Annotated in this window: 10 protein-coding genes and 3 pseudogenes; 12 read left to right on the top strand and 1 reads right to left on the bottom strand. The window is 40.3% G+C overall.

What is annotated here, in order from left to right:
• The first annotated feature begins 76 nt into the window (after positions 1-76).
• From KO533_RS19150 to KO533_RS19140, 3 genes are all read left to right on the top strand, one after another.
• Complete coding sequence (locus KO533_RS19150; protein ID WP_219255697.1) at positions 77-601, top strand: hypothetical protein; 525 nt, start codon at positions 77-79, stop codon at positions 599-601.
• Positions 602-937: 336 nt separating this feature from the next.
• The gene (locus tag KO533_RS19145; protein ID WP_219255696.1) at positions 938-1,618 is read left to right on the top strand and encodes a hypothetical protein; all 681 of its coding nucleotides are present in this window, start codon (positions 938-940) and stop codon (positions 1,616-1,618) included.
• Between the two features lie 114 nt (positions 1,619-1,732).
• On the top strand, positions 1,733-2,335 hold the full coding sequence (locus KO533_RS19140; RefSeq protein WP_219255695.1) for a hypothetical protein: 603 nt from the start codon (positions 1,733-1,735) through the stop codon (positions 2,333-2,335).
• A 405-nt stretch (positions 2,336-2,740) separates the two neighbouring features.
• On the opposite strand, the pseudogene KO533_RS19135 reads toward KO533_RS19140, so the two are convergent.
• A pseudogene (locus tag KO533_RS19135) lies at positions 2,741-2,886 on the bottom strand (IS6 family transposase); the annotation flags it as partial.
• Positions 2,887-2,948: 62 nt separating this feature from the next.
• Here KO533_RS19135 and KO533_RS19130 point away from each other — a divergent pair.
• The 9 genes and pseudogenes from KO533_RS19130 to KO533_RS19090 all read left to right on the top strand — a co-directional run.
• Positions 2,949-3,170: pseudogene (locus tag KO533_RS19130) on the top strand (IS256 family transposase); the annotation flags it as partial.
• A gap of 412 nt (positions 3,171-3,582) precedes the next feature.
• Positions 3,583-4,497, top strand: a complete 915-nt coding sequence (locus tag KO533_RS19125) for an FAD:protein FMN transferase (RefSeq protein ID WP_219255694.1) — start codon at positions 3,583-3,585, stop codon at positions 4,495-4,497.
• Positions 4,498-4,575: 78 nt separating this feature from the next.
• Positions 4,576-5,748, top strand: a complete 1,173-nt coding sequence (locus tag KO533_RS19120) for a hypothetical protein (RefSeq protein WP_219255693.1) — start codon at positions 4,576-4,578, stop codon at positions 5,746-5,748.
• Positions 5,749-5,926: 178 nt separating this feature from the next.
• On the top strand, positions 5,927-6,892 hold the full coding sequence (locus KO533_RS19115) for a LysR family transcriptional regulator (protein WP_219255692.1): 966 nt from the start codon (positions 5,927-5,929) through the stop codon (positions 6,890-6,892).
• Between the two features lie 592 nt (positions 6,893-7,484).
• Positions 7,485-9,041 (top strand): annotated as a pseudogene (locus KO533_RS19110) (Tn3 family transposase); the annotation flags it as partial.
• A gap of 404 nt (positions 9,042-9,445) precedes the next feature.
• Complete coding sequence (locus tag KO533_RS19105; RefSeq protein WP_219235688.1) at positions 9,446-10,060, top strand: thioredoxin domain-containing protein; 615 nt, start codon at positions 9,446-9,448, stop codon at positions 10,058-10,060.
• Positions 10,061-10,087: 27 nt separating this feature from the next.
• Positions 10,088-10,714 (top strand): disulfide bond formation protein B, encoded by a 627-nt coding sequence (locus tag KO533_RS19100; RefSeq protein ID WP_219255690.1) that lies wholly within the window; start codon positions 10,088-10,090, stop codon positions 10,712-10,714.
• 24 nt (positions 10,715-10,738) lie between these two features.
• Positions 10,739-12,526 (top strand): aryl-sulfate sulfotransferase, encoded by a 1,788-nt coding sequence (locus KO533_RS19095; RefSeq protein ID WP_219255688.1) that lies wholly within the window; start codon positions 10,739-10,741, stop codon positions 12,524-12,526.
• A 64-nt stretch (positions 12,527-12,590) separates the two neighbouring features.
• The gene (locus KO533_RS19090) at positions 12,591-13,595 is read left to right on the top strand and encodes a hypothetical protein (RefSeq protein ID WP_219255686.1); all 1,005 of its coding nucleotides are present in this window, start codon (positions 12,591-12,593) and stop codon (positions 13,593-13,595) included.
• The last annotated feature ends 32 nt before the right edge of the window (positions 13,596-13,627 follow it).

The following is a 13,627-nucleotide window of genomic DNA, read 5'->3' as shown; positions in this document are numbered from 1 at the left end:
GCAAAGTAATACAAATAAGTAGCCAACATTTTCAAGCAGTTGCTGGCGGCGTTTGATATTTACAGGGAGAGCGGATTTGGAAAAGGAAGCAGAGATTTATCAGAGGATTGGTGAGTTTGTCGTTTCTTTTCAATGGATAGAGAACAAGCTTAGAGAAATTGGTTGGTTTATCCTCGACCCCGAAAGGAGAGAGTGGCCTCCTAAAGAACTTCGGAATCTCACGAATAATGACCTAATTAACAAGGTAGATTGTCTTTTCAAAGAGGCGTTGCCGAAATGCAAGCTAGACCAAAACCTAGAGACTGAAATCGATCAATCGTTCAGCCAGATCGTTAAAGACCTTCATCAAGTTCGAAAGGATAGAAATCGAATACTTCACTCCGCATTCATAGAAATTAAAGCAGGTGGGGATGTCCAGGCTATTATCCGGTCAAATCCCAGCCTCGGTGTTGACGAGGAGACAGGAGAGCCGAGTTTTGACCAAGAAGCGCTGACATCTGAGTCGTTTGCTTTAGAAATGCAAAAAATGGCAGTAATTGCTCGATTTTTAAGCATGGCTTATATTCAGCTAATTCATCGGTATCCAAATGGAGGCGCCTAACAAAGCACTGAAAATGCAGATGGCTAACGCCTCAGTTTAGTTTTGCGGTTAATCAATAGAAAATTTTATCCGCAATTCATGTGTTAGAACGAATGAGCTAACTCGGAAATGATTCAGACTTGCCTAGTCTGGTTCGCGGGATAACATCCTGTCATAGATATCAACTAATTATCCTTCAAACGGTATAAAAACCGCTACCGCAAAAAAGCAAGTTCCTATAGCATCATTTATATCCATTTACACGGATGTGGCAGCGGCCAAGTCCAACAAGCGATTTATGCCCTGCAAACAGCGCTGCGCATAAATACTAAGACGTTATATTACTAGGAGGCTGTGGTGGAACATCAGTTTAAAATTCACATTGAGAGTCCCTATAATCCGCTCACACTGTGGTTAAGGCGAGAAACGGTACTCTTTCGAATTGAAATTATGAAAGACGTATTTATAAAAGTTGAGAATTTACATCGAACAGAATACGAAACCCTAATAGAAAAAGATAACTTGGAATATGAGACGACACAGGATGAAGATGGAAATTACAACGATGTGTTTCTCGCTAAAATCCGAGAATTAGATCACTTCTTTTACCGCAATCATCGAGTTTCCACAATCTTAACTTTGTATGCAATGTTAGAAAGCTCGATGATGAAAATCTGTCACTCAAAGCAAAATGAATGCAAATCACCTTTCTCAGTAACTGACTTATCTGAGTCGGGTGTGACACGCTGCAAAAATTACCTGAGCAAATTAAGTGTCGTCGACTTTAAGGAAGAACCAAGAAAGGGATATTGGGATAGAATTTCATTTCTGGGTACTTTACGTAATTTCTTTGCACACGCAGAAGGCGATCTTGATTCTACCTTCAATCTGAGTAAAAAAATGATCGATGCAATTAAAAGAGGCGATATAGACGGTCTCCATTTTGAGGATGGGAACACCTTAATGCTTACTGATAGTTTTGTGTTGAGAGCGTTTGAATCTGTTGAGGCTGCATTATTAGATCTTTGCGAGAAGTAATATAACAAACTGTTGAAAGTGGGCAAAATTTTTTGGCTTAATTACGCTCCGCTTCACATTCTAGCCAACAAAGTTTTCCCATTAACATGGTGTTATAGCAATTTAAGGATGACTATGTCTGAAAGTTCACGAGTTGAACAGCTAAACTCGGAAATTGAGTCTTATTTAAACTACAGGAATCAATTGGTTGAGGGTGAAACCAAGGTTTCTGAGGGACTTGATAAAGCTGTGCTTGCAATTTCAAGTGCAGGTCTAGGTTTAACATTTACCTTGTTTGATAAGCTTTATATTAAAGGTAATGTTGATAGCTTGATATTTGCAAAATCGAGCTGGTTATTTTTTGTAATCTCGGTGTTCTTTGTTTTATCTAGCCTGCTGTTTTCAGGACACTTGTATTATCGAAATAGGGAACTTTCAGATAGCATTATTCAAAACAGAATGAGTATTATAAGTGCGCTTCAAAACAGAATAAGTATTATAAGTGCGATTCAAAATGAAGATGACGATGTTCCTGAAGAAGAGGTGTTTTCTGAGAATAAAAAACTAGTTCTCATTGCTCGCCTTTCACATTACTTTGGTGCGATAGCTCTGTTTCTTGCTATTGCTATGTTTGGACTATTTGTTTTCCACAATACGGATTTTAAAAAGCTTGAATCAAATCAAGTAACAGAAATTGGGCAACCAACGAACACATTGGAGATAAAAGAGAATGAATGATAAAGCCCCACCTAGACCAGTTGATCAGCCAAGAGAAACTCCAAGGCATGCAGTCCCACCGCCGCCACCTCCTCCAACGAGACCAACACGACGCGGTTAAAATTGCTATAACAAACGCCTCAAAGGGACTGTCAACGCGTAACGTTTTCAGTCCCAATGAGTCGCGGTGGTTACAGTTGTTGTGTTTGAGTTTCGTGGTAATGTGTTACCAGCCCCTTAGTCGGTCGTAAAATCTATAGAAATTTTAATCCGAAACTTACGAGTTAGAGCAAATGGTCTATCACGCTTTTGTCCAAAATCGTGTTAGTGAATCAGACTTGCCTAGTTTGATTCATGCGCGTAAAGCTGCCATTTTGTGTTAGCTTCGGATTATGCGCTTTCTGCCCCAATGCTTGCTGGCACTATGGAATGGTCAACAAGAATGCCGCGCTCAGCCATCATCTCCTCAAGGTCACGCAGGCTAAGAGCATAGGCAAGGTACCTGCGACGCACTGTGCGATGAGGTCTATAGGGTAGTGGAGTAGTTTTAAGGCTATTCGGATCAGGGACATTGAAAGTTACTTGAGAAAATAAAGAGGAGTTTGCCTGACACATCCCTTATTGCAATAGAACTATTTACACTACCAATGCCATTGAAGCCGTGCATCGCTAATTCAAAAAGTTAACTAAAACCTAAGGTGGTTTTGCTAATGAGAACAGTTTTCTCAAGCTGCTTTCCCCGGGGATATTGAAGGTCTTTGAGCGTTGGACTCATCCTATCCAAAACTGGAATTTCACGCTATCACAGCTCTCAATCCATTTTGAGGGGCACTTAGAAAACCATATCGATCTGTGAAATTAACCTGACACAGAATTATGAACACCCTCCGGAACCATTTGATCATGCAATAAGATGCGCTTCCACCTTATTTTGATGATTTTTTGTAAATCATCAGGGGATTGCTCTGTGATTAGTTGTGAAATCATTCACAATTATCAAAGCGGTAATTACTATGCAAAAAATGCATAGTATTGAAAATATTGTATTAACATATGCCTAGCTTTATAAGAACCAAAGATAGTAATTAGCAGTGCATATAAAATAATTTTTTTACACTTAAAATTAATGAAAATTAAACATCAAACAACTAACCATGATAAGCCGACATCTAATTAATATTTCGCTTGCATTATTTACCTGCTGGTTAATATCTGTACCAGTCTGTGCAACACAGCAAGCTAAGCTACATCATATCAATGGCAATACCATGGGCAATAAATATACAATAACCCTTAGTTCCAATCTTTACTCTGCACAAAAAGCGTTTGCTTTACGTAATCAAATAGAAAGTGAATTAGAAAAAGTTAATTCTATTATGTCAACTTGGCGTGATGACTCTGAAATTAGCCAGTTAAATGTATTAGCCGCTAATCAAGAAATGTATTTATCTGCTCCTCTAGCTCAGATCATTAATGAATCATTAGTGATCGAAAAAATGACCCATGGTGCATTCGATATCACCATTGCACCTTTAGTTAAATTATGGGGTTTTGGTCCTAATGGTATACCCAATAACATCCCCGAAGCTTCGGTTATTAAAGAAACAAAAAAATATACAGGGTCTGCACTCATTCAATTATATAACAACCGATTCATCAAGAAGGATAATCGAGTCCAATTGGATCTCTCTGGTATTGCAAAGGGTTATGGCGTCGATGTTCTCGCTCAAGTCTTAGATAGTCATGGTTATCATGATTATTTGATTGATATAGGTGGTGAAATTTTTGTTAAAGGCAATAAGCCCGATGGCAGCCCTTGGACCATAGGTATAGAAGATCCCCGTAAAGCCAACAAAATTATCAATACTAGGATTAAGGTTGATGGGATGGCAGTGGCCACATCTGGAGATTATCGCAATTATTTTGAATTCGAGGGGGGGCGCTATTCCCATGTGATTGACCCCAAAACTGGTTGGGCATCACCAACCAATGTGGTTTCTGCAACGGTTATAGCTCCACAGTGTTCAACAGCTGATGCCTTTGCTACTGCAGCCATGGTGATGGGAGCTAAGCAAGCAATTGAAGTAGCCACAAAACACAACATTGCACTGATGGTAATTGAAGATCAATTTGGCACAGTCAAAGTTCATCGTAGTCCCGCATTTGAACCATTCACCCAATAATAAGAATGGTTAATTAAATTCCCTACAAATCAGCGTTACTAGTACCAAAGGAAGATAAATTCCACTAAAAAGAGAGAGATGATGATGAATAAAAAATTTGCACTATCTTTAGTATGCGCCTCCATGGTGATATTAACTGGTTGTGAGGATGAAGAAATTATTTTCAAAACACCACCAGAAGTCCAAAACCAGTTACAGCAATACAAAACTCAGAATGAAGCATTAACTAATGCCAACACCCAGCTAACTAATGCTAATAATTCATTGAAAACTGAAATTGAAGATCTTAAAAATAATCCGATTATTAAGCCTTATGATTTTGCGTCTCAATGTAAAACTGTGGGCATAAATTTCGACTATGTTAATCCCAACAGCACTGATGACAAGGCAGATCATGCTCCTATTAAGCGTGTTGCCGCGACGACGGACTGCACCTCATGTCATAATGCGCAGAGTAGTAACCCTGGCCCGCACCCTGAGTATGGAAACTGTGCCCAATGCCACACGAATCCACATGACACGGCGCCTCCGCCAAGTGGTGGACCTAACGATCCGACTTTTGATCAACCAAACTTCATGGCTGGCGCAGTTGATGGAAAAACCGGTGCATCAGGTTCAACCTTCTACACTTCAGGGTCTTACCTAAATGCGGAATGGCTCAAAAAACAACTCGATGCTCAATTTAATATTTATCGCTGGATACCAGTAGAGGCAGGGGGTGTTACCCAGTTAGCGGCAGCATGCCAACTAGCGAAACGCGAACATATGGTCGACATGTACCCTAATGATGGTAAAGCCTATGAAATTGAACATAAATATAATGCGCTTGGTGCTAAATTAGTTGCAACAGTAAATAAATTTGAAGAACAAGGTGTACAAGTACAAACGCCAAATATTGCTACTTTCGGGTATGGTCTTAAAGAGATTGATGGTGCTTACTTTGTAACCATGAATATTATGAAAAACAATACTTGTTATAATGCCATTATGAATGGTGAAGCAAGACTTTCTTATTATGAGTATGACCCTGCGGCGTTTGAAAAGACGGGGTTAGAATTACCTAGCCGCAATCGTGGTGCAAGGATTATCGCTAAAACTGACTATAAACAAACTTCATTAAGCGATCCTAATAGACTACCTATACCAGGTTTTAGCGCGGGTGAGGATTTTAAACCTGCTGATGTCAATTGGGACAATGTCGGTTCATGTAGCCTAACTCTCAAAGTGGAAAGTATTATTCCGCTAGGCTAAGTAAACAGGCTAACCGCCATCAAATTTAAGCCAGTCCAGCAATGGCTGGCTTTTTTAGTGTTCATATTTATGCTTAATTTTCATCGCGAACAACATCTGTGAGCTGAAAGACTGTTTAATCTCTACTTCAGCTATAGACTACACTCATTTGCAACGTAAATTATGATTTTCTCATCTGATGCTTCAAAGTTTATACAAATTAGATTACTTTTCTTTGGTGGTGTTAATTGAGCTGCTTGAGCAACAAAATGTGACGGATACGGCTCTTAAATTAAATGTGAGTCAACCCAAAGTGAGTCGAATTCTCACCATGTTGCGTGAAGCATTTAATGATGAGTTGCTTACCCGTGAACAATATTCAATGAAGCCGACAAAACTTGCTGAAAGTTTATACTTTCCAGCCAAAAATTTAGTCGAAACCTTTCAAGTTCTCGCTGATACGGTCAATTATCACGCCCATTTGAAAACCGAAATAAATGTTGCGGCGCAAAGTCATATTAATCCGATGATTCTCGAGTGTCTGCAACTGACTGCCGCTGAGTTATCCTGTAATTTCACTTTTAATATGCAACCTTGGTCAGATCAAGTCCAGCGTCTGCTGGGTCTAGGTCAACTCGACTATAGCCTTGCAGTTAATCCGCCCGACTCTGAAAAAATACATAAGCATTTGCTTGGCCATATTGATAAATTTTTTCTGGTTGCACACCGAGAACATCCGATTTTTTCTGCCCCACTTGAGCTACAAACAGCTTTGAGTCCACCGCTAGCACTACTGAATTACTGTATCAGTGAACAAAAACAACACAGAATCGAAATGCTTGCCGAAAAGTTTCGCCTTCCGATTAATGTAGTGCTCAAAACCATGGATTTAGATTTATTACTACATCACCTAGAACACTCAGATAGCATCAGTTATTTAGCTTCACTATTAATCAAATTACCTATTGCTAATCGAAAGACCTTAAAGGCAGTAGATGTTACTGATGTTTTTCGTCATAAAAATAACGACATTCACATTCAACGTGGTAGCACTAAGCGCCCCAACATGGACATTTACTTACAAGCCTCGGAAAGCAGCCCCATTTTATTCACACAAAAGTTAATCGAACACTTAACTCGGCACATTAACAATCTAAATCATTGAATAATTGGCTAATATTACACATCCGCAGGGCATTATTATTACTATATATTCCGATGAGGGCGGGGATATAATGAGCAAGACGTGTAAGCGGCTTAGTCTGGAGTTGCTTGGCTCTCTACCCAATAGCACCTAGTGCACCATCTAAATCTTAATGAGCCTAAGCGAACTTAATTTAGGTGGTGGCGAAAGGCGCTATTGGGTAGAGAGCTGGGTAACGTAATATGCCTTAGTGGAGGCTTGAGCCGTATGCAGTGAAAGTTGCACATACGGTTCTTAGGAGGGAGGCACTTGGTAACAGGTGTCGCCTATCCGACCGAATAAGCTCTTGAATCACTCTAGGACAGAGTGATTCAACGAATCAGACTTGCCTAGTCTGGTTCACGCATACAATCCTGCCATTTTACGTAGGCTTTGGGCTAACGCGCTTTGCCCCATTGTGTGTTTCGCAGTTCAAAAGGGGAATAGGCCAAGAAAAGCTTTGCCTATAGAAAAGTTGATGGTTCGACTTAGAAGTTATGTATCCCATCTTTTTCGTAGTTTGAATGCATTAATCAAAATCAAAGTCGTGGGGCTTCACCCCACACCCGGCGAGGGCATCGACCGGCGTTACTACGAATTATGTGCACTGTCGGAACTGAAGAACGCGCTGCGTTCTGGTGATGTTTGGGTACAGGGTTCGCGCCAGTTCAAGGACTTTGACGAATACCTAGTGTCGGTCGAGAAATTCGCCACTTTGAAGCTGACCCGTAAATTACCGCTGGCGGTGGTCACCGACTGCGACGAATATCTGCATGACCGACTGCAATTACTAGAGGCGCAACTCGTCACAGTCAATCGTATGACGGCGACCAACGATTTACCGAATGCCATCATCACCTCTTCTGGGTTGATGATCACGCTGCTTGACGCGGCAGTGCCAGATGCCGCGCAAGCCATGATTAACCAAACCGCTATGTTGCTGCCGCACCTAAAAATCACCGAGTAACTGATGGAAGTCGATGAATGGACTGGGTTCACCCGCCATTTCACACACTTGAAAACCAGCGACACCGTCAAGGATAAAACCTTGCTGTTGACGGCCATTCTGGCCGATGGAATCAATCTGGGACTGAGCTAAATGGCCGAATCCTGTCCTAGAACTACCTACGCCAAGCTATCTTGGTTGCAAGTCTGGCACATCCGTGACGAAACCTATTCGACAGCATTGGCCGAATTGGTGAATGCTCAGTTTCGGCAACCTTTCGCTGAGCACTGGGGCGACGGCACCACCTCGTCATCGGATGGCCTGAACTTCCGAACCGACAGCAAAGCAGAAAGCACAGGCCATATCAACCCAAAGTATGGCTGTAGCCCAGGGCGGTCAACGTGGGTATTCGTGATTTGACTTACGTACTTGACGGATTGCTGTACCACGAGTCGGACCTGCGCATCGAGGAGTACTACACCGATACTGCTGGCTTCAGCGATCACGTATTTGGTTTGATGCATTTGCTGGGATTTCGTTTCGCGCCGCGTATTCGTGACTTGGGTGATACTAAACTATTCATTCCCAAAGGTGATGCCACCTATGACGCACTCAAACCGATGATTAGCAGCGACAGGCTGAACATCAAAGCTATTTGCGCCCATTGGGATGAAATTCTACGACTGGCCACTTCGATCAAGCTGGGCACGGTGACTGCCTCGCTGATGCTCAGGAAGCAGCTACCCACGCCAGAACGGCCTAGCTGTGGCGTTGCGCGAGTTAGGCCGTATCGAGCGCACGTTGTTCATCCTCGACTGGCTACAAAGCGTCGAACTACGCCGCCATGTCCACGCTGGATTGAACAAGGGCGAAGCGCGTAACGCGCTGGCTCGTGCGGTACTCTTCAACCGGCTGGGTGAAGAGTACCGCAGCTTCGAGCAGCAGTATAGGAGCAGTGGCCTAAATCTCGTGACGGCGGCCATCGTGCTCTGGAACACAGTCTATCTGGAAAGGGCGGCGAACGTATTGCGCAATCACGGCAAGGGCGTCGATGACGCGCTGTTGCAATACCTGTCGCCGCTGGGCTGGGAGCACATCGATCTGACCGGCGATTACCTCTGGCGCAGCGGCGCCAAGATTGGTATGGGTAAGTTCAGGTCATTACAACCGCTGCCACCGCCTTAACGTGCTTTATTTTCCGTTTTCTGAGACGACCCCAACTACAGAGTGCTTCCTGATCGCCAGTATGGCGCTTAAAACCCTTGTTTCATCGTCAGTCGTTTATCTGTAATCAGAATATTATTTTGATTTAAACCCGACAAACATTGGGTTTCATTATTAGGAAACAAAGCCCCTTAAAAGTGCGACAATCTTCACAAAATTAATTATTCATAAAAGCTCATTTGCGAAGTATGTCACCATATATCCTTAATGCATCCGGCTTTCCTTCTCAAAAAACAAGAATAGATGATAAGTATCACGCTTTTTATTTCCATTTGGTGCGAATTACTTTTCCTTGTCATTGTTATCTAATCTCGAATAATTCAATAAAGTAATGTTCATCAAAAACAGGAAGCAGGAAAAATATCATGCTAAAAAAAATACTTACGTTAAGTGGTTTACTTTTATCACTAACAGTAACCGCTGGAGATTATACTGAGGGTGTTCATTATATTGATTTAAAAGAAAATTCATTTAAAGCTGATAATCAAGTTGTAAAAATTTATTCTGCAAACTGTCCTTTTTGTTATAAATATGAAAGTGCAGTAATTCCAAACCTAGAAAAAAACTTGCAAAATGGCATGACTTTCGACGCTTACCATATTTCAACTAAACCCCCATTTGGAAAAGAAAAAGCAACTGTAATTGCTATTGCAAAAATAATTGGCCCTGCTGAATACAAAAAAATTAAAATGTCACTTTATAGCCTTTATCACGATGAACAAAAAAAATTCGCGAATTCAGATGAAGTTTATATTTTCGGCGCGAAAGCTTTGAATATGAGTATAGATGATTTCATGCAGAAAGCCGACACGCCAGAAGTAAAGGCACTTTTAAATAAGTGGGATAATGCTGGTGTTGAAATAGCGAAAATCCAAGGGATTCCGGCATTGGTCGTCAATGGAAAATATCTTATTAAAACTTCAAAGATTAGCTCTATGACTATGCTTGATGATCTTGTTAAAGAACTCTCAACAAAATAACTTTAGCTAAATACGGATAGACAGAATATGAGTTTTTTTTCAAAAGCTTTGAGTGAATTTAAAACATCACCGTTCCAAACGTTAAGCGAATGGCAAAATCAACGTTGGGTTTGGTTTTTAATGAGCAGTGCTGCGGCATTCCTTATATTATCTGCTATAGGTTATTTTCAATTATTCTTGGCTATGGACCCATGTGAAATCTGTGTATATATCAGATACAGTCAGTTCTGTATTTTATTTGCAGGTCTCATTATTGCAATTAAACCAACTAATATATGGTTCAAGATTATTGGTATGTATATAGCTTGGTATGGAGTTCTTCAAGGAATGGCTTGGTCAATTGATTTAGCTGAATTGCATCATACTGCACATGCTCTTGACGATGTGATGTTATCAGGTGGCGATCTATTTGCGGTTGGAGGTGGTGCAGCGGCTTGTTCTACAGAACCCACCTTTCCTCTAGGATTGCCATTACATGTTTGGCTCCCATTTGAATTTCAGCCATCAGGTATTTGTGGTGAAGACGATTGGTCACTACTTGGTTTAAATATGGCTGAATACTGCATCATCGCTTACGTATTTTTTATTCTAGGTTTAGGTGCTGCGACAATCGGTTGGATATATAAGTTTTTAAAAAGTAAAAGCTTAGTTTAACACATTAAATATTTAGGAGTTATTATGAAATTAACTAATATAGCGTTATTAGTCGCTGCGGTAAGTTGCATTGGAATGACAACGGTTGTCGAAGCAAACTCTTTAAAATCAGCTCGTGGTATGGCTGTACATTCAAATGGTTCAGAGGTAATCGGTACCATTTTTATGAATAAATATGGTTACTCTCCATTAACAGCAGTAATTGATATCCCAAGTAATCGTCACTTAAGTAATGTGAAAGTGACAGTTTTAGGCAAAGATGAAAAGGGCATTGATATTAGCTATGATGTTGCTAATTCAGAATTATTGCACCACTCCGGAATCCCAGTATTTGGTTTATATGCTGACTTTCAAAACAAAGTGAAAATTGACTGGAAAGAAGATGGTAAAAACAGAAGTCATACATTTAATATGAGAACGGGGGGCGTAAAGTTTACCCCGGAAGCAGAAGCTAGAACTTCTTACATGCTTGGCGAAGTAAAAGTGGAAGCTTCAAAGAAATTTAAAGATCGCCTATATCTAGTTGACGGTTTTGGTGATGGAGCACAACGTTCGATTGTTAGTCATAACAACCCTCAGGCTTCTGGTGCCGGTTTATGGGATCGATCTCCAACCTTAAGTATTTACGATACAAATGGTGATTTACGTTGGTATATGGATTATCAAGCATTCCGTGATGCTAACCATTATCGTAAAACAGGTTACGTTATGGGATTAAAGCAAGTAGGTAAAGACCTTGTTTGGGGAGCTGGTCAAGCTTATCACAGAATGAGCTTAATGGGTGAACACGTATATTCTCGCGACCTTCCTGGTCAATATGCTGACTTTTCACATGATATTCATCACCGTCCTAATGGCAACATGATTATTCGTGTTGCGAAGAAAGACTACATCAATGAAGTTGGTGATCGTGTAACCACTGTTCGTGATCATATAATCGAAGTTGATCCTCAAGGTAAAGTGGTACATGAGTGGAATCTTAACAAGATATTAGATAACACTCGTGACGTAACCTTACTAGGCTTAGATATGGGGGCTGTTTGTCTTAACGTTGATGCTGACCATGCGAATCAAACAGCCTCCTTAGAACAATTAAAAAATTCTCCATATGGTGATTTACCTGGTGTAGGTGCTGGGCGTAACTGGGCACATGTCAATTCAGTAACATACGATGAAAATGATAATTCAATTATTCTTTCATTACGTCATCAATCAGCCAATATTAAGATTGGAAAAGATAATGAAGTTAAATGGATTTTAAGCGCTAGAGAAGGTTGGAAAGGTGAGCTAGCTAAGAAGGTGCTACAGCCTATTGATAATAAGGGCCGTAAAATTGAATGTACTGCAAAAGGTAAATGTCCAAATCCTGACGAGTTTGACTTCACTTGGACACAACACACCGCTTACATAGGTAAAGGTTCTGGAAAACACAATTTCAACCTATTTGTACTAGATAATGGTGATGGTCGTTTTAATGAACAACCGATTATGCCAGAAGACAAATATACTCGTGCAGTTGAATATGTTATTGACCAGCAAAATATGACCGTAAAACAAATATGGCAATACGGTAAAGAGCGCGGTTATGAGTTCTATTCACCAGTCACCTCTATTACTGAATATTATCCAGATAAAGATTCAAACCTTGTAGCATCAATGAGTACAGGTCTTTATGCAGGTAAGACGATTGGTAAGATTCTTGAATTTGAGCATGGAAAAGATAAACCATCTGTTGAAATTTGGGTTCATGGCATGGCTCCTGGCGCACCAGGATACAGAGCAACAATTGTTACCCCTCCATTTAATCAGTAAGTTCTAAGATCTATAAATACCATCTGTAACCAGTCAGATGGTATTATTTTAAGGAAGAATCAAGATGAAAAAAATAGCACTATCATTTATTTTATTAATAACTCCTTTAATTTCGAATGCGAGCACTTTTGAGCCTCAATTTTATGCTGAGGGGCAAGGAGAACTGATTTCGCAATCAGATAAAGATTTTCAAGCAAAAACGCAATTGATCCGTCTAGGCTCATATGGTTTTTATACTGCTAGTAACTTTAAAGTTAAGTATGAGGTCCAAGCTCAATTTTCAGATAATTTCCGCCAACGTGACTTAGATGAGATAGAAGTTACTCATGGTCGTATAATTCTAAGTTCCGATTATGGTTCCTTTGTTCTGGGGCGTTCATACTCTGGAATTTACGACGATATATATCGTCGTGTAGATATTCATCCGTCAAATAATGGAGAACTTGCTAGTAGTAATAACATGTTATGGGAGCAAGCGACATACGCTAAAAATGTCTTTGCCTACGGAACCCCTCGATTAGATTTAGGGAGTGGTACACTACGGCTTATTACATCAATCACTACCCCTAATGAAAATAACGGGGTCGACAATGACGTCACAACAGGGCGTATTGTATACACATCTGAATTGTTAAATTTAAGTGCCGGCATCACAGTCATTGATAAGGAAATGGCTCCCGAAAAAGCTTATGCAACTGAAAATTATAGCAGATATTCGTTCGGTGCTGATACTAAACTTGAAAACTTAACCATAGCAATACTAGCCGAATTAACTGATAACCCGTTTTATGTAAAAAATGGCTTTCAAAGTGCAGCCAATAAAACCTATGTTGGAGCACTAAAATATCAGTTAAATGATATAAAATTCGGTGCTTCATATCAATATAAAACTTATGAAGGTAACTGGGGGGGGGAGTCACAATCATTAATTGTTGGTAGCATAAATTATAAATACAGTGATGCTCTATCCTTCTTCATAGAGGGAGCACTGTATAATGAAAAGCCAATTAATTATAATGATAATTATTCAGGGGATTCGCTCAGTGTTGGGTTTCGTGTAAAGTTATAACGCTATCAATATCACATTGTAAAATTTATTTT

This window comes from Shewanella sp. NKUCC05_KAH (genome assembly GCF_019345585.1).
Taxonomy (GTDB): Bacteria; Pseudomonadota; Gammaproteobacteria; order Enterobacterales; family Shewanellaceae; genus Shewanella; species Shewanella oncorhynchi.
This window is presented reverse-complemented; position numbering and strand designations above follow the sequence as displayed.